21 protein-coding genes are annotated in these 26,132 nt (G+C 62.2%); 2 read left to right on the top strand and 19 right to left on the bottom strand.

What is annotated here, in order from left to right:
- Positions 1 to 36: 36 nt before the first annotated feature.
- The 7 genes from dapA to arcC all read right to left on the bottom strand — a co-directional run bounded on the left by dapA (position 37) and on the right by arcC (position 8,418).
- Positions 37 to 912 carry a 4-hydroxy-tetrahydrodipicolinate synthase gene (gene dapA, locus K349_RS0106805; protein ID WP_026369069.1) on the bottom strand — a complete coding sequence of 292 codons (876 nt, stop codon included), beginning with the start codon at positions 910 to 912 and terminating at the stop codon, positions 37 to 39.
- Between the two features lie 350 nt (positions 913 to 1,262).
- On the bottom strand, positions 1,263 to 2,726 hold the full coding sequence (locus K349_RS0106800; protein ID WP_026369068.1) for a sodium:solute symporter family protein: 1,464 nt from the start codon (positions 2,724 to 2,726) through the stop codon (positions 1,263 to 1,265).
- Between the two features lie 314 nt (positions 2,727 to 3,040).
- Positions 3,041 to 4,225: an NAD(P)/FAD-dependent oxidoreductase gene (locus K349_RS0106790; protein ID WP_026369067.1), complete on the bottom strand. Its 1,185-nt coding sequence runs from the start codon at positions 4,223 to 4,225 to the stop codon at positions 3,041 to 3,043.
- Positions 4,226 to 4,335: 110 nt separating this feature from the next.
- Positions 4,336 to 5,115 carry an FCD domain-containing protein gene (locus K349_RS0106785; protein ID WP_026369066.1) on the bottom strand — a complete coding sequence of 260 codons (780 nt, stop codon included), beginning with the start codon at positions 5,113 to 5,115 and terminating at the stop codon, positions 4,336 to 4,338.
- A complete protein-coding gene (locus K349_RS0106780; RefSeq protein WP_157367306.1) occupies positions 5,112 to 5,279 on the bottom strand; it encodes a hypothetical protein in 168 nt (55 codons plus the stop codon). The genes K349_RS0106785 and K349_RS0106780 overlap by 4 nt, the downstream gene beginning before the upstream one ends.
- 94 nt (positions 5,280 to 5,373) lie before the next feature.
- Complete coding sequence (locus K349_RS0106775) at positions 5,374 to 7,017, bottom strand: nucleoside kinase (RefSeq protein WP_026369064.1); 1,644 nt, start codon at positions 7,015 to 7,017, stop codon at positions 5,374 to 5,376.
- Between the two features lie 444 nt (positions 7,018 to 7,461).
- Complete coding sequence (gene arcC, locus K349_RS0106770; protein ID WP_026369063.1) at positions 7,462 to 8,418, bottom strand: carbamate kinase; 957 nt, start codon at positions 8,416 to 8,418, stop codon at positions 7,462 to 7,464.
- Positions 8,419 to 8,679: 261 nt separating this feature from the next.
- Between arcC and K349_RS0106765 the strand changes: the two genes are divergently transcribed.
- Entirely contained in the window at positions 8,680 to 8,982 is a 303-nt protein-coding gene (locus K349_RS0106765; RefSeq protein ID WP_157367305.1) for a hypothetical protein, read from the top strand.
- A 168-nt stretch (positions 8,983 to 9,150) separates the two neighbouring features.
- Here K349_RS0106765 and ggt read toward each other — a convergent pair whose 3' ends face one another.
- Genes ggt through K349_RS0106740 form a run of 5 tightly spaced genes read right to left on the bottom strand, consistent with a single transcriptional unit; the run spans position 9,151 to position 14,121 of the window.
- The gene (ggt, locus tag K349_RS0106760) at positions 9,151 to 10,869 is read right to left on the bottom strand and encodes a gamma-glutamyltransferase (protein WP_026369061.1); all 1,719 of its coding nucleotides are present in this window, start codon (positions 10,867 to 10,869) and stop codon (positions 9,151 to 9,153) included.
- A 56-nt stretch (positions 10,870 to 10,925) separates the two neighbouring features.
- A complete protein-coding gene (locus tag K349_RS0106755) occupies positions 10,926 to 12,092 on the bottom strand; it encodes a succinylglutamate desuccinylase/aspartoacylase family protein (protein WP_026369060.1) in 1,167 nt (388 codons plus the stop codon).
- Between the two features lie 13 nt (positions 12,093 to 12,105).
- Positions 12,106 to 12,249, bottom strand: coding sequence for a hypothetical protein (locus K349_RS19330; protein ID WP_169731313.1), 144 nt, complete (start codon positions 12,247 to 12,249; stop codon positions 12,106 to 12,108).
- A gap of 12 nt (positions 12,250 to 12,261) precedes the next feature.
- Positions 12,262 to 13,551, bottom strand: a complete 1,290-nt coding sequence (locus K349_RS0106745) for a TRAP transporter large permease subunit (protein ID WP_026369059.1) — start codon at positions 13,549 to 13,551, stop codon at positions 12,262 to 12,264.
- 12 nt (positions 13,552 to 13,563) lie between these two features.
- Positions 13,564 to 14,121 carry a DUF6305 family protein gene (locus K349_RS0106740; RefSeq protein ID WP_026369058.1) on the bottom strand — a complete coding sequence of 186 codons (558 nt, stop codon included), beginning with the start codon at positions 14,119 to 14,121 and terminating at the stop codon, positions 13,564 to 13,566.
- Between the two features lie 435 nt (positions 14,122 to 14,556).
- Between K349_RS0106740 and K349_RS0106735 the strand changes: the two genes are divergently transcribed.
- Positions 14,557 to 15,426: an aminotransferase class IV gene (locus K349_RS0106735; RefSeq protein ID WP_245588008.1), complete on the top strand. Its 870-nt coding sequence runs from the start codon at positions 14,557 to 14,559 to the stop codon at positions 15,424 to 15,426.
- Positions 15,427 to 16,202: 776 nt separating this feature from the next.
- On the opposite strand, the gene K349_RS0106720 is transcribed toward K349_RS0106735, so the two are convergent.
- From K349_RS0106720 to K349_RS17935, 7 genes are all read right to left on the bottom strand, one after another.
- Complete coding sequence (locus tag K349_RS0106720) at positions 16,203 to 18,002, bottom strand: IS1634 family transposase (protein WP_026369054.1); 1,800 nt, start codon at positions 18,000 to 18,002, stop codon at positions 16,203 to 16,205.
- A 176-nt stretch (positions 18,003 to 18,178) separates the two neighbouring features.
- Positions 18,179 to 19,798 carry a Ppx/GppA phosphatase family protein gene (locus K349_RS0106715; protein WP_084460232.1) on the bottom strand — a complete coding sequence of 540 codons (1,620 nt, stop codon included), beginning with the start codon at positions 19,796 to 19,798 and terminating at the stop codon, positions 18,179 to 18,181.
- Positions 19,753 to 21,087: a metallophosphoesterase family protein gene (locus tag K349_RS17940; protein ID WP_026369052.1), complete on the bottom strand. Its 1,335-nt coding sequence runs from the start codon at positions 21,085 to 21,087 to the stop codon at positions 19,753 to 19,755. Before K349_RS17940 ends, K349_RS0106715 begins: the two co-directional genes overlap by 46 nt.
- Positions 21,084 to 22,157, bottom strand: coding sequence for a CHAD domain-containing protein (locus tag K349_RS0106705; protein WP_026369051.1), 1,074 nt, complete (start codon positions 22,155 to 22,157; stop codon positions 21,084 to 21,086). Before K349_RS0106705 ends, K349_RS17940 begins: the two co-directional genes overlap by 4 nt.
- Positions 22,154 to 24,484 (bottom strand): polyphosphate kinase 1, encoded by a 2,331-nt coding sequence (ppk1, locus tag K349_RS0106700; protein ID WP_026369050.1) that lies wholly within the window; start codon positions 24,482 to 24,484, stop codon positions 22,154 to 22,156. The genes K349_RS0106705 and ppk1 overlap by 4 nt, the downstream gene beginning before the upstream one ends.
- Entirely contained in the window at positions 24,481 to 25,530 is a 1,050-nt protein-coding gene (locus K349_RS0106695) for a penicillin-binding transpeptidase domain-containing protein (protein WP_026369049.1), read from the bottom strand. Before K349_RS0106695 ends, ppk1 begins: the two co-directional genes overlap by 4 nt.
- Positions 25,514 to 25,900, bottom strand: a complete 387-nt coding sequence (locus K349_RS17935; protein ID WP_026369048.1) for an Hpt domain-containing protein — start codon at positions 25,898 to 25,900, stop codon at positions 25,514 to 25,516. The genes K349_RS0106695 and K349_RS17935 overlap by 17 nt, the downstream gene beginning before the upstream one ends.
- Positions 25,901 to 26,132 lie beyond the last annotated feature (232 nt).

Here is a 26,132-nt window from a genome sequence, read left to right as displayed (position 1 = left end):
CGACCGATCCGTTCCGTCATGATCCGAAGAGCCCCCTTACAAAAGCCCCAGTTTTCCCAGAGCGGCGCGAAGCGTCTCCACCACCTCCGGAGTCGCTCCGGTGAGCGGCAGGCGATGCCCTCCCACGGGAATGCCCAGGAGCGTGAGGGCGGCCTTCACGGGAATCGGATTGGTGGTCACGAAGAGGGCTTTGATGAGTTCCGCGAGTTCCTGGTGAATCGTCGCGGCCTCCGTGACGTTTCCGGCGCAAAAGGCATCGATCATGCGCTTCATCCGGGGACCCGCGATCATGGCCGCCACGCTCACCACGCCGTATCCGCCCACGGCCAAGGTGGGAATCGTCAGCGGATCGTCGCCGGTGTAGACGGAAAATCCCTTTCGGGCATCCCGAAGCACTCTCGTGGTCTGCTCCAGATCGCCGCTCGCCTCCTTGAGGGCCACGATGCCCGGAACCCGGGAGAGGGCCGCCGCCGTCTCCGACGCGAGATTGCACGAGGTCCGGCCCGGCACGTTGTAGAGCATGACCGGCAGCTTCACCTCTTCGGCCACGACCTTGAAATGCTCGTACAGAGACTGCTGGGGCGGCTTGTTGTAGTAGGGAACCACCACGAGCACGCCGTCCACGCCGCACTCCGCCGCCTTTTTCCCCATCGCGACGGTGCTCCTCGTGCAGTTCGTTCCGATGCCGGCGATAACGGGCACGGAAACGGCCTCCTTCACGGCCCGGAAGAGACGGCACTTCTCCTCTTCCGACAGCGTGGGGGCCTCCCCCGTTGTCCCTCCGATGACGAGGGCACTGCTTCCCTCGGCGACAAGTTTTTTCGCGAAAGCCGCCGCCTCGGTGTAGTTCACGTCGAGCGCGGCGTCGAAGGGCGTCGCCATCGCGGTGATCAATCGTCCCCATTCCCGCATGTCCATCAGACTCCTTTCTTCGCTCCCCTCCGGGAGGAGCGCCGGTGTGACAAAGAGCTTCGTCGCATCACGTTTTTCTTTCACCCGTTTCCGGCGGAAATGTCCTTTCTCGGCGCGACCGATTCTCCGGCAACACTCCATAGGCACGCCCCCTCCGAAGAAAGCGGACGGCTCGGTTTTCGGGAGATCCGGACGAAACGGCGGGCAGGAGCGCTTTGAACGTACACACCTCGTCGACTGCGGGGAAACTCTCGTTTTTCGCTCGCACGGGGCAGCGTGCTTTTTCGAAAAACCCGTTCCGGACCATCCTCGCCCGGAACGGGGCACGGTTTCTCTTTGTGCGGCTCGTCTCACGCCCGCAGGGAACTCTCCTCCATGCTTTCCTTCGTCAACAGGGAAACCACCACGATGAGCAGAGCGGACACCCCGAGAGCGATGAGATTCCGGTGTGCACCGAGGGCTTCCACCTGGGTGAGCACACCACCCACGACGATGCCGGTTCGCGCCCCCCAGGGAGTGATGTTGCTGTTCCTGGTTCCCATGCGGAATTCCTCGCCGGCGCGCTTTTTCCAGAGAAGCCCCACGAGAAGCAGCGGTACCAGGGCTCCTCCGGCGATGGAATAGGCCTTGGAGAAAAGGCCGATGATGGTGGTGGCGTAAAGGGCGGCCAGAGCCGCGAAGATGCCCACCACGACGGTGGCGATGGTGACGTAGCGCACCAGTTCCTGGTCCGTGGCGTCCTTCTTGAGAGGCAGAATCAGGTCGTTCACGATGAGCGTGGCCGCGGAATTGAGATTCGAGTCCGCGGAGGACATGCCCGCGGCGAGAATGAGCGCGAAGATCATGGCCGCGACGAAGGTCGGAATGTGCGCGCTCTGGAGGAACCAGGACATGGGATCCGCGGCGAGCTTGCCGTCCGCGCTCAGGATCTCCGGGTTCACCGCCACGATGACCATTCCCACGAGAGCCGTGAGCATCACCATGAGAATCGCGATGATGCCGCTATAGAGCAGACCGTTCCGGGCGGTACGCCCGTCCTTCGCGGCAAAACAGCGCTGCCAGTAGATCTGGGCGGCGAGGATGCCGATGCACCCCGTGACGAACATGGTGACGAGGGACATGGTGTTCACATGCTCCACCGCCCAGAGATTGCCGTGTCCTCCCTCGGCGAGTTTCGTCGCCAGCTGGGTGAGGCTGAAATCCACGGGAGCGAAGGCGTAGTAGTAGAACACCGCTCCGAAGACGAACATAAGAATGCCCTGGAGAAAGTCGGTCCACACCACGGAATAGATGCCGCCGAGGGTGGTGTAGAGGATGAACACCGCGGAGAAGAAGAGAATGATCCAGGTGGGGTTCGCACCGGTGATGACGCTGAAGATGTGGCCGAAGGCCTTGCCCTGTCCGCCCACCCAGGCGATCATGATGAGCGAGGCGACGAGTCCCACCAGCATGCGGGTCACCCGGTCGCGGACGAAGAGATCGTCCATCATTTCCGACACGGTCTTGTAGGTGAAGCGCCCCGCCAATCCCGCGAAGAAGAGGGCGAAGATGATCTTGGATCCCTGCTCTCCGAGGATGAAGAACATGTGGGGCAACCCCACCCGCGCTCCCGAGGCGGCATGGCCCACGAAATTGCCCACCCCCATGATGGTGGCGAACTGGGTGAAGAAGATGAGAAAAAAGGGCAGACTTCCGCCGCCGATGACATATTCCGCGTAACTCGAGGTGGCCTTGTCCTTCACTTTCCAGGAAATGACGAGGAAGGCGAGACAGAAGCCTATGGTGATGATCCACAACCAGGTGCCCAATGCCATGAGTCGATCCTCCCCTTTCACGTTCTCCGGGGATCATCGGGCCGTCCGAAAAATCCGACACGTCGATGACCGATCCGACCTCGTCGCCGGCGGAAAAATCCACGCAACGTCTTTCCGCCGGAGTGGAACGAAGAGATGGCGGCATTTCCGCACGCCCGCGGCACCTCCGTCGTCTCCACACGCCATAACCGCTCCGCAGGAAGAGGGGCCCGCTCCTCCTTCGGCAAAGCATCCCTGAGACCTGGCCGACCGTCTTCGGCGGCATCCGCCCGACACGCACACGTTGCAAGAGGCTGCTGTTTCCGCAAAACCTCCTACGCCACCTTGGCGTCGCAGAAACGCCCCGGGTGCAGTTCCGTCAGATCCAACTCCGTCTTGCGTCCGCAGACGAGATCCGCAAGGAACTTCCCCGTCACGGGAGCCAGCGCGATGCCGTCCCCCTCGTGCCCGGCGGCGATGAAATAGCCGGGATGCCGGGGCGACTCGCCGAGAATGCACTTTCCGTCCACGCAGGCCGGACGGAGGCCGGAGAAGGACCGCACCACGTGAACCTGACCGAGGACAGGAAAAAGCTCCACCGCCTTTGCGGCCACCGCGTCGAGGGCTTCTCCGGTGGTTCTCTTGTCGAATCCAACGTTTTCCCTGGTGCTGCCGATGAGATAGTTGCCATGCCAGGTTCTGGAGAAGGCAAATCCGAGACCGAGCCTGCGGGAACGCTCGTCCCGCCCGGCCATATCGGGGCGAAGCTTGGAGACGATGTACTCGGAACTCCAGACGTTCGTTTCGCCGGGAAGCCCCACGGCCTCAGTGACGAGAATTTGTCCGCGTCTGGGCACGATGGGCAGATCCAGACCGATCTGGGCGGCGAGCTGTGCCGCCCAGGCTCCGGCGGCGTTCACCACGAGATCGGCGCGATAACGCTCCGTCTCGGTGGCTACCTCCCATCCTCCTCCGGGAAGAGGGCACGTCGCCGTCACCGCCGCACGTTTGCGAAGACGCATGCCTTTCCGCTCGCCCGCGGCGCGGAAGGCCGCCATGACCTTGAAGGGATTCGCCTGGGAATCGTCGGGACAATACGTGGAGGCCACGATGGAGGGACCGGCACAGGGCTGGCGCCGCAGCGCTTCCCGCCGATCCAGCATCTCCACCGAGAGGCCGCAGGCCCGCTGCCGGGTGACAAAATCCTCCATGATCGCCAGGTGCGCCTCGTTCTCTATGAGAATCATGCCTCCGAGGTTCTGGAATTCCACCTTCATGTCGAGTTCCGCTTCGAGCGTTCTGTAGAGATCACGGCTCAAAAAGGTCATCTCCAGAAGCACTCCGGGTTTCTTGGACTGAAAGAGAATCATGTCGTCGCAGGATCCGGAAGCGCCGCAGCCGGGCTCGCCCTTCTCCAGAACCAGCACCCGTTTGCCTTCACGGGAGAGATAGTAGCCGCAGGAAAGACCGATGATGCCCCCACCGATGACGATTGCGTCGAATGCCTTGTCTCCGTCCACGTTCGTCGCGCTCCTTCCGGGAAAACAACACTGCTCATCTCGTGAGTAGCAATTAAATGTTCTGAAAAAACGCCTTGCCGTCGCGCAAGGCGCCTTTCTTCCCCTTTCGCCTACTTGGGATGATAGTGATGCCAGTAGGCGTTCACGTCCTCCATGAGTCCGTCGAGGTGCTCCACCATGCAGATCTCCGCCCGGTCCGGCTTGTGGTCCCGAATGGCCTCCAGGATCCGAAGATGCCCCGTCACATAGGGAGATGCCACTTTTTTCCGCAGATGCTCGAAAAGGCGGGACTGCTGCCCCGACATGGAGATGATGGCGTAGAGAATCTCCAGAGCCTTGTTTCCCGAGGCGGCGGCGATGGCCTTGTGAAAGGCCCTGTCCTCGTCGGCGATGCTGCACCCCTGGTCTCGGAGCGCCTTCTGCCGTTCGAGAATCTCCTCCATGTGCCGTACTTCCGCGTCGTTCGCCCGCTCCGCGGCGAGGCGTACCGTGGAGCGTTCGATGGCTTTCCGAGCCTCAAGAACCATGAGAAAATTCTGCAGCACGTCGGTGTTGATGATGGCGTCGAGCTGCTCCTTGTAATAATTCCGCTCCCGGAGTTCCTGGGAAAGGCGGATCGCCTCCTCGCCCTTGGGCGTGATGACCCGTCCCTTGAACTTCTCTTTTTCAAGATATCCCAGGCTCTCGAGCCGATTCAACGTTCGCCCGATGGTGGCGGGACTGACCGAGATGCCCCTTCCCTCCAGAAGCTCCACGAGGTTCCACGAGCCCATCGGTTCGGAGCTGTCGGAGAGAATCTCCAGAATCCGCAGCGTCTTGTCGTCCAGCAGAAGCCCCATGCCTCCTCCTCCCGGAAGCGATGCCGCCGTGGAACCGAGCGGAGCACTCACGAAACACACTCCTCCGGGGCGATATCAACGTGTTTTTCCGCCGTCACTCTCGCTATGCTGCTCATCACGTGAGCAGCATAGCCTCTTTTGCTCTCTTTTGTCAACCTTTCCTCCTTCGTTCTCTCAAATACACGGAACAAACGTGTTTTTTCTGTTTTTTTCACGATTTTTTTCCTCTCCGGAAAATGATCTCCATGTGGCCGGAATGCTTGCACAGTCTTGGAAACACCACTTTTGCCCGCCCTTTTTTCCTTCGGCTCAGTCGCCGAAACAGCTTCCGCCGATGAACTCCCGGAGGATCGACGCGTTCGGCACATTGCCCTCGGGGATGAAGGGAACGAAATGGAGCATGGAGAGGAGCCGCTGGGCCTCTCCGAACACGGGCGAGGTCTCGGGAACGGTCCGGAGCAGCGGCTCCGCATGCCCCTTGAGGACGGAAAGCTCGTAGATGAGGGCCGTATTGAACATGGCATCTGCGTGCTCCTGGTAGGGGAAAATGTACTTCTGCGCGCCACGGATCACCGAGGGCCACTGCTGGAGCGTCACCTCCGGAGATCTCCCCCGGGTCCTCGAATCCCGGACCATGCGCCGGAGAAGGCGGTTGTCCGTGGTGCTCGTGCGGTTGTGCCGGTCCAGGCTCACTCCCGTGAGGGGCGAGACGAAGACGCCGAAGGCCGTTCCGGGGGGAAGGCTCCCGACAACGCGCTGATTCAGTCCGTGAATGCCTTCCATGATGAGCACGTCCCGCTCCTTCAGGCGGAGACTCCGACCGGGATGGCTCTTTCCGGCGCGGAAGTCGAATTTGGGAAGCCGTACCTCCCGCCCGGCGAGCAGCGCGTGCAGATCCTCGTCGAGACGCTCCAGATCGAGCGCCTCCAGGGCTTCGAAATCGTAGTTTCCCTGGGAGTCCCGGGGAGTCCGTTCGCGGTCCACGAAATAATCGTCCAGTTCGAGCGTCACCGGGTGCAGTCCCGCCACCTGCAGCTGGGTCCGCAGCCGCCGTGACGTGGTGGTCTTTCCCGATCCGGAAGGTCCCGCCATGGGAATCACCCGGACGGTGCCCCGGGCGACGATCTCCTCGGCGATGCGGTTGAGGCGCTGGGCATGAAGCGCCTCGGAGATCAGGATGAGATCGAGTCCCTTCCCCGCGGCGACCTGTTCGTGCAGGTTCGCCATGGTGCTCACGCCGAGGATGTCGAGCCACTCGCCATATTCCCGGAACACGTCCACCAGACTGCGCGGAGCCTGGAACGGAGGAAGCTCGTCGGGAGAGACCACGGAGGGACAGCGAAGCACCATGCCGGGATCGTGGAACATGACGTCGAAGGTCTTCACATACCCCGTTGAGGGCGCCAGCGGTGCGTAGAAGTAGGCGTACCGGTCCGCACAGCGATAGAGCACCAATGGATCATGTCCCGCCCACTTGAGCAGACGCGCCTTGTCCTCGTTGCCCTGACGCTGAAAGAGATCCACCGCACGGTCCAGCGTGTGAATCTCCGGCACGATGGGGATGTCCATCTCCACGAAGTGATGGAGGAAATCCCGCACACGCTCCACATCGGTCTCCGTCGCGGACCGGCCCGCGAGTTCGCAGTAGAGGGCGTTGCTGATGGAATGACGGATCACCACGTCCTCGTCCAGGGCTTTCCTGCAGGCCAGGACGAGCAGGAAACTCAGGGTCCGGCGGTAGACGTCGCTTCCCTCGAAGGAGGAGGTGTCCACGAACGACACCGATGCGGAAGTATCGACTTTCCACGCGAGCGAGCGGAGGAAGTTGTTCACCCTCCAGGCCACCACTTTGTGCGGCTCCGGAAAAGGAAGCGTTTTCAGGACACCTATTCCGTCAACGGGCGAATCGCTCTCCAGAGAACCGTTTCCCTCCACGGCAACAGTAAAGGACATGGACATCGCCTCCTCGGCACAGCTGTTTCTCTACCTTACAGGTCCAACGACGGAGATGCAACGGAGGATTTTTCATTCCGTCGCCCTCCGGCCATCGGCTCCGTAAAAAGTGCGACAAACGGCACACAGTCGGACGGAAGCGAGCGGCTGTTCCTGCTCGCCGAGAACGCAACACGACCCGGACCTGAAGAAGATGGACATCATATCCGTCCTCAGCCAAACCAGGCAGCGCGATACCGGCGGCGGTTGCGCCCTGACGCCGGAAAAGAAGAGGGTGGAGGAGCCTCGCCTTTTGCTTGTTCCGATTCTTTTGGCATTTCGCCGCGGTGGAAGTGGCCCGACATTCCGTCGTTGCACCGTGCAATGAAAAAGGGGGCGGAAGCATGCCGACGTCTCCGCGGCTGCTCCGCTCCCACACACGTTCCTTTCGGCCTTCCGAGGGGGTCACGCCATGGTGACGACCGTGCCCTCCAGTCCATCGAGCGCCTCAACCGCCTTGGAGAGGGAGGTGATGATCGCCTTGCGTCCCGGAAAGGTCCTGGCGAATTTGATGGCCGCCATCACCTTGGGGAGCATGCTTCCCGGCGCGAAATGTCCCTCCTCCATGTAGGAGATCGCCTCAGCCACGGTCATGGAGGAAAGAACCCGCTGCGTGGGTTTCTTGAAGTCGAGACACACTTTGTCCACCTCGGTGAGAATGAGCAGGATGTCCGCCTCGATCTCCTCGGCGAGCTTCTCCGCGGCCAGATCCTTGTCGATCACTGCGGCCACGCCCGTAAGGGACCCGTCCATGTTCTCGATGACGGGAATGCCACCGCCTCCAGCGGTCACCACGATGGTGGTATCCCAGAGACGCTTCACCGCGGAAATTTCGGTGATCTTCTTCGGCTCCGGCGACGCGACCACCCGGCGCCACCCCCGCCCGGCGTCCTCTTTGACGACATATCCCTTCTCCTCGGCAATGCGTTTTGCCTCCTCCTCGGAATAGAAGGGACCGATGGGCTTCGTGGGATTCTTGAAGGCGGGATCGTTCGGATCCACCACAACCTGGGTGATGAGGGTCACCACGGGAACGTTCCGGTTTCGGTTCCGCAGCGCGTCCCGAAGGGCCTGCTGTATGTGGTAGCCGATGTATCCCTGGCTCATGGCGCCGCAGACGTCGAAGGGCATGGCGGGAGTCTCGGGATTCGCCGCCGCGGCGATCTCCTGGGCGAGGACGATGCGCCCCACCTGCGGTCCGTTTCCGTGCACGACCGCCATCTCATAGCCGCGGCAACTGATCTCGGCGAGGTGGGCGGCGGTCTTCCGCACTACCTCGAGCTGGGCCTCCGCCGTTGGTGGTGTTCCCGCTTCCTGCAACGCGTTTCCTCCGAGGGCAATGACAACCTTTGTGGCTCCCATAACTGCATCTCTCCCTTTTCTTCGGATCCCGCAAGGGTTTTTCAAGAAGGGAACGACGAAAGAACGGCGGATTTTCCCTGGGGATTCCAGAGTCGCAATGTCTTATATTGTAAACCAAACAGCGTCTTCCGTTCAATAACCTCTCTCGCGGCAACGTGACGGACTTCGTCCTCTGAGGCTCTCCGGTCTCTACCATGTCCGTTTCAGGTCAGATGAAAACCTCTTGGGACCCAGACCCACCTCGCCGTCTGATACCACCTGATGACCCTGGCGAGGAAAGCGGGGGTAACCGTGGGCACCACCGCCGGAGGTGGCTTGGAGGCGCTGTATCGCTTTCTCAGAATGCTTCCATGCTCTGCAGGCGTCAAGGTCGCGCCCGATCTCGGTGCATACGCCACGCTTCCCGGAACGCTCCGGAGGTCTGAAGAGGCGCGACGCAACGCCGAGGAGGCGGACCTGCGTGTCCTTCCCTACGTGACGGGGAAAAGTCCCGGGGAAAGCGACACATATCTGGAAAGCTGCCTTGCGATCATGACGGGGAACGTAACCCAGGGTTCCCGATGACTTCCCGCGGATTACGTCTCATGGAAGGAACGGGGCATACGGGAGACGATCTCCTTCGGTGACCTGCCGCGCCGGCTCGCGTATTGAGAAGGGGCGCGAGCAAGACGCTCGCGCCCCTTCCCTCTTTACCATGCTCCGCTTCGGAAATCCCGGGGAAACCAGTGGTGATCAGTACCCAACGGGAACCCCGAGGCGCCGGCTGTCGGCTCCGCCGTTCATCCTGCCGTTCTTGAAGAGGATGCCCTGGGCCGTTCCGAACCAGCCGCCGAAGTCCTTCACGTCCACCTTGTGCCCGCGCCACTCGAGGAAGCGGATCGTCTCCGGAGAGATGCCCTTTTCCACGGCGAGCGGGGCCGCCTTGCCGCCCGAGACGAGGTTCGCGATGCGGGGCTGCTCGATGGCGAGGTCCATGGGCATGCCGAAATCGACCACGTTCATGATGATCTGGCTCACGGCGGTGATGATTCGGGTTGCGCCCGCGGAACCGAGGGCCATGAAGGGCTTTCCCTGCGGGTCGAGGACGATGGTGGGCGACATGGAGGAGAGAGGGCGCTTGCCCGGCTCGGGGGCGTTCACGCTCTCGGGGTTGCTGGAGAAGTCGTCCATCTCGTTGTTGAGCACGAATCCGTATTCCGGAACGAACACGCCGGAGCCGAAGAAGTAGTTCACGGTGTTCGTGGAGGCCACGATGTTCCCTTCCTTGTCCACCACGGAGAAGTGGCTCGTGGAGATCCGCTCCTGAGGGTCGCCCGCGAGGTAGGCGCTCTTCTTCTCCTGGAAGGCGAAGGGATCGCCCGGAACGACTTCCTGCATGACCACGTCGGCCTTGATCTTCTCGGCAAGCGTCTTCGCGTAAGCCTTGGAGGTGAGTCCTTCCAGGGGAACGTTTGCGAAGGCCGTGTCGGCCATGTATTTGCTGCGGTCCGCGTACATGAGCTTCATGGCCTCCGCGAGGAAGTGCAATGTCCGGGGGCCGTTGTGTCCCCATTCCTTCACGGGGAAGTTCTCCATGATGTTCAGAAGCTGCACGATGTGGGTACCGCCGCTCGATGCGGGGGGCACGGAGTAGATGGCGTAGCCTCGGTAGGTTCCCTCGACGGGCTTGCGCACCTGCACCGTATAGGTCTTGAGATCTTTCATGGTCATGGCGCCACCCGAGGCGTTCACCGCGTCAACGACCGCCTGGCCGATGGGGCCGTCGTAGAAGGCCTTGAGCCCCTTCTCGCCGATGAGGCGGAAGGTCTTGGCCAGTGCGGGCTGCTTCAGCGTCTCTCCCGTGGGATAGGGGAGACCGTCCTTCAGGAAGGCCACCTTGGCGGGATCGTTGTAGGCGAGGATCTTGTCCAGCTCGTCCGTGATGATCTGGGTCTGCATGGGGGCAACGCTGAACCCCTCTTCGGCGAGCCGAATGGCGGGCTGGGCAACGTCGGCGAAGCTCATGGTGCCGTATTTCTCCAGGGCGGTCATCATGCCCGCGAGCCATCCGGGAACGCCCACGGATTTTCCGCCGAGCTCACTCCACTTCTCCGTTTTGGCCTGCTCGGAGGCGAACATGTCTTTCGTGGCCGACGCGGGCGCGGTCTCCCGGTAATCGAGGACCACCACTTCTCCGGTCTTGGCGAAGCGGACGGTCATGAAACCACCACCGCCGATGCCCGATGCGTTGGCTTCCACGACGTTCAGCGCGAGAGCCGTGGCCACCGCCGCGTCGATGGCGTTGCCGCCTTTCTGGAGGATCTCCACCCCCGCCCGGGACGCCAGGCGATGGGCTGAGGACACCATGCCGTTCTCCGCGTAGATTTCGTCGGGCTTCGGCTCCGCCCAGGCGAATCCCGCCAGAAGAGCCGTCAACAGAACGAGCACCACCGCGATTCCATACCGTTTCATTCGCTCTCTCCTCCTTCTCAGTCCTGTCGCCTCTCCGGGGGAAGATGTTTTCTGAACTACCCCTGCTGGGACCCCGGAGAGGCGTCTTTCAGAGGCAGGGGCGTCAGAAACGCGCCGTACCCCTGTCCAAGAAGCTCTTCATAGGTCGGAATTCCCTCCACGTCCACCTCCTTCGCCTCGTCGAAAAGACCGAGCATGTCCAGAAAGGTCTTCACCGTCACGGTATGACGGGCCACACGCAATTCAATGCTCTGGGAACCGTCGTAGGGGACGAAGAGACGCCCCAACGCAGCGGCCTTCGTGTAACACTTGTCCTTTCCGGTGAGGACCAGCTCCTCGTCGGTGCGCCCCCGGAGACGTCCCTGGCTGGGGTTGGCCGTCTCCAGAAGAATGGGCATGGTCTCCGTGAAATCGCCCCACTCGCGGTGGGTAAGGCCGCGGAGATTCTTCGGAGAGGGTTCGAGCCGCATGGGAATACCCGCTCCCTCCAACTCCATGGCAACCATGGCAGCGAGTTCCATGCTCCGCTCGTGGGCCACCATGGCGTTGACCACCGGATATTCCGGCGACGCCTCGTGAAGGTCGAAGGCGAGGTCGATTTTTTCCTTGACGATGAGCTGCCGCAGCCCATAGGCGAGCCTGGACGTGAGATCTCCGTCGAGTGTGCCGGGATGGGCGCGGTTGAGATTGCTCTTTTCCTTCCCGGACAGTTCCTGCCCGGACTGAGGATGGATGTACACGTCCGGAGCGGGCCAGGCATGAATGGGATTCGTCGCCCTCGATCCGTACTTGAAGGTGCGCACCGAACCATCGGCGAGCGTGAAGTGAAGCCGCTGGGGCGATGCCTCCTGGGGATCGTTGTGGGAAAATCCCATGATGTTCGCGAAGGGAATCACCACCAGGCGCCCCCGGTTCACCCGGGCACGTTCAAGAAAGAGCACCGCCGTGAGCGAGCTGGAGGGCTCGTTGGGATGGGTGCCCCCCATGACGAGCACCGTGCCGCCCGGCTCGCTCCCGGCCTGAATGTACACGGGCGTGTCCGCCGGAGTCCCCTTGAGAGAAGGTTCCCACTCGGAAAGCAAATGCATCTCGTATCCGGAAGCCGGAACCACCACGTCGGGAACCCGCATGGAGAGAAACTCCCGGGCGGCCAGGAAGGACACCGCCCCCGCGAGAATGAGAAGCACGAGTGCGGTGACGGGAGTACCGCGCAGAATCTTCACCGGATCGCCTCCCCTACTTGAGCAAAAGCAGGCGCAGCACCAAAGGGATCAGGACGAGCGCCCCCGTGACCTGCTTCCAGAAGTCCTTCTCCCGAAACATGCAGCGAAGCACGAGGAAGAGGACCAGAGCGACAATGCCGCGATAGACCGTAGTCATGTCCCACCCTCCCTAATAGAGAACGCCCGCCACAAAGGACGCGCCAAGAATGATCGCGATCCCCCAGGCCGCGGTGAGGACGGCGGGAATCACGCAATGCTTCAGGACCCGGAAGTAGTTTTCCTCCCCCACGACCTGGGCGGCGAAGATGCCCGCGAGCGCCGTGGGAGGCATCAGATCCCCCAGGCCGGCGATGAGGGACAGGGCCGAAGCCACAATGATCTCGTTCTTGCCGAGCAGCGCGAGCACGAAAGGCACTCCGAGCACCGAAGCGGCGCCGAAGGCGGAGACGGCCCCGAAGAGCGGCAGCGACGTGGCGATACCCACGTAGAGAAGCCACGCGGGAAGCGCCAGCGCGGAGACCACCACGAATCCCCGGACACCGATGAGCGTCATGACCTGAATGAACATGCCCACGCCCATGAGGATGCCCATCACGGGGAGGGTGTCCTCAACGGCGGAGGTGGCTGTCTCCAGGAGATTCCAGCGCCGTCCCGTGAGGAACGCCGACAGAGCGGCGAGCAGGAAATCCAGCGGCATGCCGAGGGGAGGCCAGACTCCGGGCAGGAATGTCTCGCCTCCCAAAAGAACCACGAGGACGAGGATGGGCAGAAAGAGGCGCGGCGTGAGAGGCGTGCGCTCCATCTCCCGGAGCTGTTCCTCCAGCGCCGCCTCGTCCCCCTTGAAGCGCCGCAGGTCGGGATAGACGAGAAGAAGGGCCGTCACCGCCGCCAGGGGAAGCGTGCAGAGCAGAAGCGGCAGGGCGAAGCCCACGTAGGGCATGTCGATGCCGCCGCCGATGATCATGGCGGGAAGGTTGATGGGCGGGGCGATCATGCCGTAGATGGCGCCCATGGCGATAGCCGCGGCGGTCTTGAGCACCGGCACACCCAGCCGAATGAGCACCGGCGCGACGAGGGCACCCGTGGTGAGCACCGCCGCCGTGGAGGAACCAGTGATCATCCCCGGCACCATGATGAGCAGGAGAATGCCCAGGGAGAGCAGGAGCGGAAAGGAGCGGAACCGGCGGATCATCCGGGCCGCCACGGCCTCGAGAAGGCCGATGCGCTCCACGGTCTTCATGAAGATCATCGCCGAGGCGATGATGAGGATCGTGTCCAGATATCCGAAGGTGCCCTCCACGAGATGCCGGAGGGGAATGCCCTCCCCGGCCGCGACAGCTCCCGAGACCGCCGCCAGGGACATGGCCACGGCGATGGGCAGTTTCAGGGCAAAGGCCCCGAGGACGAACACCCCCACCATGACCAGGGTGTAAAACCCTTCAGGCCAGAACCAGTCCATGATTGCCGCGACCTACAGGACGCCCCACTGTTTGAGGAATTCCCCGAGAGGTCCCTCGGTATCCCGCACGGTGGGAACTTCCGTGAAGGGAACATTCTTCCCCTCGATGAGACGCCCGAAGAGACCGTCATCGTTGCCTCCCTTGACGACGATCAGGGCATCCGCAAGGGGAACCACCGCCTCGATGAACATGTCCGTGAGCTGGCCCCGCCGCCCCGCGCCACCCACGTGGAGCACGAGCACCTTCATTCCTTTTTCCTTCGCCGCCTCGATCAGGCTCACGGCCCGGGCCTTCTCCTGGTCCTTGTCGATTCCGGCGGCACCGAGTCCCTTTGAACTGCCCCCGACCACGGCGAGGAGCACTTTCTGTCCGGCGAGCTTCTCCGGCGTGAACAGATTGTCGTGGTCGTTCTCCACCTTGAGCTTCTTCAGGACCACCTTCACCATGGTCGCATCGGGACTCTGCCCCACCGACGTGAGAGCCACGTCGGCACACCAGGCCGCCCCCGCGAGAAGGAGCACCATTGCCGCCGCAGCGACGAAACGCAGCGCGAACCTCTTCGTTCTCATCGTGACACAACCTCCCCGTTCTCCACGTTCCTTGTTCCTTTCCTTCGGCATTTCACACCAGGGATACGGCGAAATGCCCTCGCAAAACTCGCTCTTTACGTTTCCCGGGAAAACGTTTTCTTTCAGAATTTTACACGGACTTCCATTGTCCGTCTTGTTTTTCTCTTTTTTCTCTCTCCGCGACCACCCGACGGAAAAACCCGCCAAAAGGACGGAAAAAGCATCCGCGAAGCACAGCAGCAGGTGAAAACCCTTCGCCTTTTCCAACCTCGCGGCCGTGACCGGAAGACCACGGGCGACGTTTTCACGAAGCAACACTGCCCCTTTGGCGTCGTTCCTGCTATACTCCCTCAGGAAACTCCGCCCCTTCGGAAACCATCGGCGCGACTCTCCCGTCCCTTCGGGAACGGGGCGAATCAGGCCGGCTCCACACACGTGACGGAGACGAACCAATTTCTTTCCGAGGTGATCTCCATGTCCATCTGCTATCTGAACGGAAGCTACGTGCCCCTCCGGGAGGCGTGCCTCCCCGTGACGGATCTGGCCATCCAGCGGGGCATCGGCGTCTTCGACTCCCTGCGCACCTACGGCAGACGCCCCTTCGCCCTCACTCCTCACCTGGAACGCTTTTTCGCCTCGGCGGAACAGGTGCACATGGCGCCCCCCCTGGGTATGGACGAGCTGCGCCGGATCATCCGGGAGGGCATCTCCCGCATGGACGGCGACGGAGAAGTCCTCGTGCGCCCCTATCTGACCGGAGGAGACGAAAACCGGAACGGCACCTTCCCCTCGCCGCGGCTTTTTGTCCTTTTCGAGCCGGTTCGCCGCTTCGACGACCGCTGCTACCAGGAGGGCGTGACGCTTCTTCCGCTCCCCCAGCCCCGTCCGCACCCCTCGGTGAAGACCATCGACTACCTCGCTCCCTCCGTGGCCAAGGGAGGGAGGGCAGAATTCTTCGAGGCCCTCTACTGCCCGGACGGAGAGATCACCGAAGCTGCATCGAGCAGCGTCTTCCTCGCCATAGAGGGTGTTCTCGTCACGGCACCGCTCTCCCGGGTTCTTTCCTCCATCACCCGCCAAGTGGTGCTTACCCTCGCCAGAGAAGCGGGATTTTCCGTGGAGGAGCGCACCCCAAGGCTCGAGGAGCTGCGCCTCGCCCAGGAATGTTTTCTCGCCTCCTCCATGAAGGAGGTCATGCCCGTCGTTCGGATCGGCAACACTCTCGTGGGAAACGGCCGTCCCGGCCCGGTGGCACGCCATCTCCACCGCCTGTTCCTCCAGAACGTGGAGCGCTGGCTGGAGTGAAAAGAACCGGAAAGGCTTCGCGCGCGGATTGGCGCGCTCTCAGCACCCTATTCCGGAAGAAAGGTTTCGTTTCCTCTCTTCGGCAGGGAGCGATACTCCTCTTCCGCGGAAAGTGACGTCGGACGCGTTGTTTTCGAACCAGGAACTCCGAGATGGAGCTTGCTCGCCGTCTCTCTGCGTTCCTCGTCGAACGCCGGAGCCGAGGCGATTTCTCCAAAGAACGCCGCCTTTCGCACAAACGAGCGTTCCTGCAGTCAAGGTCAGCATACATAGGTGTCGTTCCGGTCTTGATTCGGGAAAAATGCCGCAGGAACGTACAAAAAGAGGCGAACCGCCTTTTTTCGGGACGGTTCGCCCGCGAAAGAGCCTTTCGAGCCTTTTCCGGAGCGCGTCGGGCAACGCCGTGCCCGGCTACTCTCCGGAGACCGCCGACAGAGAATTCCCCTCCTGAAGGTTGACCTGGAGCGCACGTCCGAAGACGCGTTCAAACCCCTCGCACAGCTCCAGCACACCCCAGTATTCGAGCTGACACTCCCTGGCACGAAAGATGTCCAGCCGGGCCTCCTTCTTCGTGATTTTTCCCCGACTTCGCCGGGTTTGAAACGGGAAGCCTTGCAAACACCGGAAAGTGCATCTTGGGTGGGCACTACACAGCCCCTCTTTTCAATTCTGTGAAAAGAGGGGCTGTCGTTTGAGGCGGATTTTTCGGTCTCACCGTGTCTCGGGGCTCCGAAAGGTATTTCGAAAGGGAAACAGGAGATCTGCTCCCGGCTCGTTCAGTTCCTGCCCGTCTCTTCCCCCGCTGTTCCGTCTCCGTCCGTCCCGGCGCTCCGGATCCCTTTCCGGTTCCTGTATTTCCTCACCGACAGGATCTCCGTGTTCCCCAGTCCCCGGACGAGGCCCAGGGAACGGTAGATCTTCCGGGCGCTCTCGCTCATGGCCTTCGGGAACCGGTAGAGTTTCCCCGTCTCTTCGTCCTTCATGAGGGTGGACTGGACATCCAGCAGGGCGGTCCGGATGGCCCGGGCGCTCATCACCGCGTTCTGCCGGACCGCCACTCGGTGCTGGAGATGCCGGAGGAGGGCGAAGGCGAGGTAGGTGAGGGCTATGTGGGCCTCGATCCTGCGGGGTACCCAGTGATAGACAGGGCGGATGGAGAGGTCGTGCTTGTTCACCCGGAAGGATTCTTCGATGCGCCACAGGCTCCCGTAATGGGCGAGGATGTCCTGCGCTTCCGCGGCACTTTCCACGGGCAGGTCGGTGATGACTCCGTGAAGGCCGTCCCACCGGCTGTCCCGGAGGATCTTCTCTTCGTCCAGGATGTAGCGGTCCTGTCCGTTTGCATTTTCAAGGGAGAGGTATTTGTTCGTCCCCCGGTTGGTGACAAGGCTTTTTCCCGGAAGAGCCTTCTTCCCCTGCAGTTTTTTCCGCAGTCGGGCCAGAAGCCGTTCCCGGTCGGAGGCGTCCTTCCGGGCTCGTTGTTCACTCCAGGTGACGAGCAAATTTCTCCCGTTTTCGAGGGGGACGGAGTACCAACGGGAAGGGCTGCACGTTTCTCTCTCACCCTCCGGGAAGACAGGCGAACCTCCGGGCAGGGGGGAGTAGTTCCCGGCGTCCAGGATTTTCTCCCTCATGGTCCGGCTGAGACCCCGGAGTTTCGCTCCCACGACGAAGGAGCATCCCGCCTTCTCCACTTCGTGCAGGTTCTCTTCCGTGAACATGGCCCGGTCCGCCACCACCACCGCCTGCCGGGGGGAGAAGGTCTCCATGCATCTCCTGAGCACAGGCACAAGAGTATGCCCTTCAAAGGTGTTTCCCGGGAAAAGGTCGTACCAGAGGGGAAATCCTTCCGGCGTCACCGCCAGGGCGAGCACCACCTGGGTCTCCTGTATCCTGTTGTCCTTGCTGTACCCCGACACCCTCAGGGCATCCGCCTCAAAGCTTTCGAAATAGAGGGTGGTCACATCGAAGAGCAGCAGCGACGCCTTCGTCTCGAAGAGGGACGCGGTCTCCCGCGCCACGATCTCCCTCACCCGGTCCGTCTTCTTCGCCAGGGCGTCCATCATTCGGTAGATCCTGTTCAGCGACATGTCCGTCCCGCCCTCGTCCTCCAGCCAACGGGACATCCCCCGCTTGCTCGAAGGATTGGCGAGGGCGCAGGCGAGGCATTTCTTCAGGACTTCCGTGTTCCCCTTCCCACGGCTGGATACCCCGAAGATCGCCTCGAAGCCCAGGGAGGAGAACAGGCTCTCCACGACTTCCCCAGGCCCTTCCGTCACCTGTTCCAGGTTCTTCATCCCCCGGAGGCTGACCCGCTCCCCGTCCCCGACCGGCCGCTCCCACGCCTCTTCGTTCTCGAGGAGGGAGAACCCCGGAAGAGAGGGCTGCTCTCTCTCCTCCATCTCCAGAATGAGCTTCCGCCCCAGTTCCCGGAGCTCGGAGAGCTGCTTCTCGTCGTGGGCTATTCCCACGTGCTGGAGAATGACCTGGGAGACCCGTTTCCCGGTGCGAACGGATTTGACGATCTGGACTGATTTTCGCGGACTGAGCTTTGAGGATTTCACCCGGATATACATAAAAGAAGTATATCCGGAGAAAGACAATATGTCAATAGGGCAAATATGCTAGGCACTACATTTTGATTTCCGGCTTCCCGATCTTCTGAACCCCCATGAACACTGCATCCCTTTTTTCAAAAATCCTTGTTTTCTCGGGAAAAATGGCGAAGTCGGGCGGGCAACGCCGTGCCCGGCTACTCTCCGGAGACCGCCGACAGAGAATTCCCCTCCTGAAGGTTGACCTGGAGCGCACGTCCGAAGACGCGTTCAAACCCCTCGCACAGCTCCAGCACACCCCAGTATTCGAGCTGACACTCCCTGGCACGAAAGATGTCCAGCCGGGCCTCCTTCTTCGTGATTTTTCCGAAACCGACCCGTTCCACCGCCTCGGAGTGGCTCCGGTCAAGGGCCTCCGCAAGCCGGAGGAACATCCCCAGAACCCGCACGAGGCGCTTTTCGTCCTTGTCCAGAGCCGTCAGGCCGGGATGGTCCTTTCGAGGGCTTTTTTTCCGGTGGTGCAGGGCCACCGCGGCCATGATACCGATCTCCTTCTGGTCGAACCCGAGGAGTTCCGCGTTGCGGATGATGTAGTAGCTGTGCTCCTGGTGGTTGGAGAAGGCGATGAACATGCCCACATCGTGGAGAAGCGCCGCATAGTAGAGCAGCTCCCGATCCCGTCGGCCCAGGCGGTGCAATCCCGATTCAGCTCCACTGTCGAAGAGTTCCAGGGCAAGGCGGGCCACTTCCCGGGCGTGAATCTCGTCGAAACCGCACGAACGGGAGAGCTGAAAGACGCTCCGCTCCCGGACGGACATGCCCTGAAAGAGACCGATCCGGTCGAGGTAATCCATGAGAAGCCCTTCCCGCAGCCCCCGGTCGCTCACCATCAGTTCCGTCACTCCCATTTCCTCCAGGAGCGTCTCCAGAACCGCCGCACCGGGGACGATGATGTCCGCCCGCTCGGGATTGATTCCCGGCACGTTGCGACGCTGCTCCAGAGAAAGTTCCCGGAGAATGCGGATGGTCTCCTGAAGTTCGTCGAGGCGCACCGTGTCGTTCCGCTCGAGACGGCGCTTCCTCGTCCTTCTGAGCGTGATCTCCGCGAGGTTCATTATGGTCCCGGAGCTGCCCACGGCGATCTCGGGCTCCAGGTGCCGCACCCGCTGTACCGTGCGCACCACCGCGCCCGACACGTACTGCCGGATAAGCGCGTAGCGGTCCTCCGAGATGGGGCCGGTCTCGTCGGGGCGGAGAAAGATCCCGGATAGGCGGATGGCCCCCAGTTTGAGGGTGTCCAGATAGTAGTGTTCGAACTGGTCTCCCACGGTCACCTCGGTGCTGCCTCCGCCGATGTCGATGAAAACGGCCTTCCGGGATTCGAGAACAAGGCCGCTCACCACCCCCAGGTAGATGAGCCGGGCCTCCTCCCGTCCGGAGATGATCCGCATGTCCACACCGGCCTCCTTCGCGAGGCGCTCCAGAAATTCCTCGCGGTTCGCCGCGTCCCTCGTCGCCGCCGTGGCCACCGCCACCAGTTCCTCCGCACCGTAGGAGCGGGCCATCTCCGCAAATCCCCGTGCGGCGAGGATTGCCCTCTCCATGGCGGCATCCTGGAGCTGCTCCTCCTGAAAGGCGCCTTCTCCAAGACGGATAACTTCCCGCTGCTGCAGAAGCAGCGTGTAGGAACGATTGGGATTGATCCGTACCAGAAGAAGGCGGATCGAGTTCGTTCCCATATCCAGAAAGGCGAGGACACGCCCCGCCTCGCTCAACGGTGCAGGTCCCACGTGATTGCGATCTCCCGATTGAAACATTCCCGAAAGAGGTCTCCTTTCCGAAGAGCCTTCTCGTCCTCCCCTTGTGGAAACTGGGAGGCGACGACGCGAAGGTCCACCCGATCATCCCGGATCGTGCAGGAAAGCCCCTCGACAAGGCTGAGATGGCAGTTGTCGAGCCCGTCGGCAACGCGGAGCAATCCCGCCAGAACTCTCACGAGAGTTTGCTCCTCCTCGGAGAGCGTGCCGAAGAGGCGGTGCGATGCCCGGGGAAGCCCCCGCCGGTGGTAACGGGCGATGCAGGCGACAAGACGACGCTCCCGCCGTGAGAGGGAGAGATCCTCGTCTTCGACGATAAGTCGTTCGGACCACTTGTGATGCTTCAGGCGTCCCTCACACCAGCCGATGTCGTGCAGAAGGGCCGCCAGTTCCAAAAGGCGCCGCTCCTCCGGACCGTAGCCGTGCAGAGGGATCAGTTCATCGAAGAGCAGCACCGCGAGGCCCGCCACCTGGGTCATGTGCTCCCCCATGTCCACGTATTTCTGCCCGACCCGGAGCGCCTCCGCACGGAACCGTTCCGCTTCGCCCTCTTCCGGGCTGACCGGCGCCTCTCCCAGATCGGTTCCGGAAAGAAACATGTTTCCGAATTCCTCGGGAAGCCCCGCGGCGCGAAGCGCCGACACGCACTGGTCCACATCGTAGGGAACGCGGAACAACTCCGCCTCGATCCCTTTTTTCGTCACCGAGAGCAGCGCGTAGGAAGCGCGGGGATCGCCATCCACGGGGCGTCCGACACTTCCGGGATTGAGCAGAAGCACCCCGTCGATCCGTTCGCAGAAGGGGCGATGCGTGTGGGCGAACAAGAGGGCGTTCGCCCCGGTGTCGGCGATGATCTCGGCAAAGCGCTCCCGGGGAGTTTCCTCCCCAAGGAACTCCTTGGGGGAATCGGGACTTCCGTGGGCGAGCAGGATACGATGGCCCTCGAGGGAAAGACGCAGCGTCTCGGGAAGCCCCGCGAGCCATTTTCGGCTTTCCTGGGAAAGATTGTCCCAGGCCCACTGGAAGGCGAGTACCTTCTCCTCTCCCTTCGTGAGGAGCCACCGCTCGCGCTTTTCCTCCACGCAAAGCACCTTGTTGTCGTAATTGCCCCGAAGACAGAGCGCGTACTTCCTCTGAAGAAGCCGAATCACCTCGTCGGGATAAGGACCATAGCCGACGGAGTCGCCGAGACACCATATGGCACCGGCGCTCCGCTTCCGGGCGTGTTCGAGCACCGCATCGAGTGCGGGAAGGTTGGCGTGAATGTCTCCGAGCAATGCGATCTTCACTCCGTCGCCACCTCCATCTTTCCGGCGTCGGCGAGAAGAGACGCGATTTCCTCGCGGCAGCGCTGCCAGAAGTCCCTTTTCTCCGCGCCTCTCCACCAGGCAAGAAACGATGCGAAGAGTTTCTCCCGTTCCTCCTCCCGCCGGTGCAGCAGGAACCGGAGCCCCTTCTCCAGACGTGGAAACGCCTTTCCGTGTCCGTAATAGCGATGGGTACGACGGCGCTCGGCCTCGATGAAGGCAGGAAGGAAGTTCCGCCAGACATCGCAGTCGTGGAGCGCGCCCAGCCTGTCCTGCAGGACCTTGATCTCCTTCACGAGGGATTCTCCGGCCTCTCCGAGAAGGGGGGCGAAGAGTTCCAGGGAATAACGAAGACGCTTGGCCGCCACCCGAAGAGCATGGTGTCCCTCCTCGTCGGCGGGGTTGTCCGCCACGTAGGCGAAGGCGAGCACTTCCTCGAGACGCAGGGAGAGGAGCCGGAAGGCCTGTTCCCGAATGGAGGGGCCACGATCCGCCTCACCGAGTTCCATGCGCACGAGCATCTCCCGAAGAACGGTCCCCATGCGCTGTACAAGCCCCTCCTCTTCCAGGCGGTCCAGAGCACGAAGGACGTTTCGTTGCCGTCTCGTCCGGCGCGTTCGGAGGCGCAAGCGGAGGCGCTCCACTCCGGGAAGCATTTCGGGAGGAAGCGCCTCCTTCATGTCCTTCCGCAATTTCGCCGTGGCATCTGACGCTGCTCCGTCCTCTTCGGAAAGAGAGGCATCCGTTCCACTCTTTCCGAGAAAATCCTCAAGAAAGAGAAGCTGCACATCCAGATCACGGGCCTCTCCGAGAACCCGCGTGAGACGCCGCATGGCGCGGCGCCACGAACGCAGCGTTTCCGGAGGGACACATCCCTCCAGCAGGAGTAGAGCGCTTCGCAGCCGACGGGAGGCCACGCGCATACGGTGCAGGCACTCCGGGTCTTCATTGCGACGCACCCCCTCCACCTCGCGCAGAAGCGGAGCGATCCGTTCGAGAACCACCTGTGCACCGTACCCGCAAGCTCCGGAAAAACGGGAGGCGGTCGTCACGATCCGTCACCCCCCGCAGGCGTAACTCCCGTCGTTCCGGTGCCGGCTTCCGGAAGAGGCGACGCAAGCCGCGCCGACACCGCCGGAGGGGCGAACTCCCCGTACAGGATTCCCCGCCTTGCAAGCATTGTCGCCTGGGCGTTCACGGGCATCTCTCCCTCGGCGGGAATCCGCGCCCGGTAGATCCCGTCCGGCCCGAGGAGCCGGGCATGTACGGTATCCCTCAGGTGCACCTCCAGAACCTGATCCACGAGCGTGCGGAGAAGTTCCCTGTCCAATACGGGGAAAAGCACCTCCACCCGGCGATCCAGGTTTCGGGGCATGAGGTCCGCGCTGCCGAGGAAGAGTTCCTCCGCACCACCGTTGCGGAAATAGTAGAGCCGGGGATGCTCGAGGAAGCGTCCCACGATGGAGGTGACCGTGAGAGTTTTCTCCATTCCGGGAAGACCGGGACGAAGGCAGCAGATCCCCCGCACCTGCAGATCCACCCGGACCCCTGCCGCGGCGGCCCGGTAGAGCGCGGCGATGCAGGCCTCGTCCACGAGGGCGTTCATTTTGAAGATGATGCGTCCTCCCCCCTCTTCCCGGTGTCTCCGAATTTCCCGGTCAATGCGGGAAACAAGTCCGTCCCGCATCGTTGTGGGTGCCACGAGAAGCCTCCGGTAGGCCTCTCGCCTGGCGTAGCCGGTGATGACGTTGAAGAGGTCCGCCACGTCCTCTCCCATGTCGGGATCGGCGGTGAAATATCCGAGATCCGTGTAGATTCCCGCCGTGGAGGGATTGTAGTTCCCCGTGCCAAGATGCACGTAACGGCGGATTCCCTTGTTCTCGCGGCGCACCACGAGACACATCTTCGCGTGGGTCTTGAGCCCCGAGAGACCGTAGACCACATGCACCCCCGCACGTTCCAGAGCCCGGGCCCAGACGATGTTGTTCTCCTCGTCGAAACGCGCCTTGAGTTCCACCAGGGCCGCCACCTGCTTGCCGTTCTGCCGCGCCTCCATGAGGCTTTCCACCACGGGCGAGTTCTGTCCCACCCGATAGAGAGTCATCTTGATGGCGAGCACCTGGGAATCCCGCGAGGCCCACCGGAGAAAATCCACCACGGGCGAGAAGGCGTCGTAGGGATGAAAGAGCAGGAGGTCCCGCTTCCGAAGAAGCTCCGGAAAAGCCTCCGCTCCACCGTCGAGCTTCGGAACGGCGGGAAGAAAGGGTGCATCCTTGAGGTCGCTCCGGTCAAGGCGGTAGAGTTCCATCAGAGAAGAGAAATCGAGGCGTCCCTCCACCTCGAAGATCTGGTAGGGGGCCACTTCAAGATGCTCCACGAGGAAGCTTCGCGCCTCGGAGGGCATCTCGCCGCCCACTACCAGTGCGGCGGGGACCCCGAAGAAACGCTGCTCCACTCCTTCCTCCACGGTGGAGAGGAGATCCGGCGCTTCGTCCTCCTGGATCTCCAGATCCGCGTCCCGCAAAACCCGGAACGGCCAGGCACCCTTCACGAGAAATCCCGGAAAGAGCGCGTCCAGATTTTCCGTCACCACATCCTCGATCCACACGAAGGTGGAGGGATTCCGCTCCGCGAGGCGCCGCGCCGTTCCGGACAGGGCCTCCTGTTCCTCTTCCTCCACGGGAACGAAGCGGGGAAATGTGCGGGGAATCTTGAGGCGGGCGAAACGATTCCGCTCCTGTTCGTCCTGAAGCAGTACCAGAAGGTTCAGGCTTCCGCTGGACACGTGCGGAAAGGGGCGCCCTCCGTCCACCGCCTGGGGAGTGAGAATCGGCAGAACTTCCCGTTCGAAATAGGCATCCAGCTTCCTGCGTGCGCCGGGACGGATCCGGGGATATTCCTCCACGCGGATTCCCTCCCGGGCGAGCAGGGGGAGAAGACGCTCCTTCCAGCAGCGACGCTGCTCTTCCAACTGGGGGAGGATGGCCTCCCGAAGGGCCGTGATCTGCCGGAGGGGTGTCATGCCATCGGGCGAGGGGATCTCCACTCCCTGAGCGACCTGCCGCAGAAGCCCGGCAAAGCGAATGAGGAAGAATTCGTCCAGGTTGCTCGTGAAGATGGCGAGAAACTTGAGGCGCTCCAGGAGAGGATGCGTCTCCCGAAAAGCCTCCTCAAGCACACGCCCGTTGAAGGCAACCCAGCTCAGTTCGCGATTGAAGAGCGTCTCGGGACCGCAGATCCCCCTTTCGACCGGGCTCTTTCCGTTCCCTTTCTCCGGAGAGGATGCGGAAGAAATGCCTTCCTTGTCGTCGCGACGCTTTTCCGTCTTTGCGGAACGAGCTTCTTGCTTGATCTGCCTACGTTTGTTCTTGGCCGTCATGATCGCTCCAACTCCTGCGCTCCGATACGAGAAGCGGCGCCAAGCGCCTTCTCCAGGGAATCGAGCAGTTTTCCCGCGAGGCGTACCGCCCTCGGCGCAGAGGCTCCCTCCACGATCACCACGAACGCCACGTCCCGGGGAGCGCCCTCGGTGAATCCCGCGAAGACGCCGAGAGGCGTGGTGGTCCCGGGAAGGAACACCGACCCCGTCTTTCCGTACACACTGTAGCCGTCACGGTTCGCGTCCCTTCCGGTCCCCTCGGTGACCACCCGGCGAAGGGCCTTGCGGACCTGAGTGAACTCTTCCTCGGCGGCGATCCGGGACACGACCTTCGGCGCCTTGGGCCCAAGAAAGGGGCGCAACTGGTAGCCCCCGTTGCCGAAGGCAGCCATGGCGACGAGAAGCTGCGCCGCCGTGACGCGCATGCTCTTGCTTCCCCACCCGAGAAAATGGAGCCTCTCAGCTCCCGTGAGCCCCTTGGGAATGCGCCCCGGCTTCTCCTTCGCCGGGTCGAGCCCCGTGACCTTGCCGAAGCTGAAGGATTCGTAGAGAGTCCGGACCCGCTCCTCTCCCAGGCGCTCCCCCACGACATAGAAGAAAAGGTTGTCGCTTGCGGCCATGGCACTCCCCAGATCCAGCGCACCCAGATCCCGGTTGAGATAGGAGCGCATCGCATCGCCGTACTGCTTGAGAAGCTTCTTGCGATCCCCCTCCACCTTCTCCTCCGGCGAGAGCACGCCGTAGCGGAGAGCCCCCAGGGCCACAACGGGTTTGAGAACGCTCGTGGAGGGATATTCGTACCCCACGGCCCGGGAGAGGTTGTAGGCGTCCAGGACCTCTCCCGTGTGGAGATCCATGACGAGGGCACACCCCTTGACGTCCTTCATGAGTTCCCGCGCACCGGAAGGCGGAGACGGTACGGCCACATCCGCCGCCGCGGGCAAAACAGCGGCGAGCCCCCAAAAAAGCACCGTCAGAAAAAAGCACGGAAACGACACCGCTGAAACGCGACGTCCCGCTCTCGACGCATCAGGCGGACGTGTCATGAGGCAACGCTCCCTCCAGAACATGTAGGGCCCGGGCAACCCGATCCAGTTCCTCCCGGAGAAGCGGCACGATCCGCCTCACCTCTTCAAGATTCGCGTTCCTTCCGGCCCGCTCGAGCGCGAGGGCGAGGTCTCGCCCAGGAATCGCCGCCAGTGCGGCCAAAACACCCTTCAGGGCATGGGCGTTCTTCACCAGATGTTCGAAATCCTCCGCATGGAGCGCCCTCTCCAGGGCACCGTAAAGGCGAGGTTCGTCCTCGGCAAAAGCCCGCAACAATTCGCCTAACATCTCTCCATCGTCATCGCAAAGGGAGAGCAGTTCCTCCACATCCACCGCTGCGATGGATCGATTCGTTCTGGATTCGTCCATGATGCCACCTCTCTTCGAACAGCATGCCCTTTGGAAAGCGCGATGGGTTTCGTCTCATTATACCCAACGAAAACCGGGCTTCGTTACAGGAATACAACAAAAAGGGCGGAAAGGAAGAGTCGCTCGCCTTTCCGCCCTTCGGTTTCCCTTACCGGAACCGCTCCGGAGACATCCACACCCGCACCTACAACGTCTCCTCTCCGAAAACGAAGAAGAGACGAATGCTCCGCTG

This window comes from Aminiphilus circumscriptus DSM 16581, from assembly GCF_000526375.1.
In the GTDB taxonomy this organism is placed as follows: domain Bacteria; phylum Synergistota; class Synergistia; order Synergistales; family Aminiphilaceae; genus Aminiphilus; species Aminiphilus circumscriptus.
This window is presented reverse-complemented; position numbering and strand designations above follow the sequence as displayed.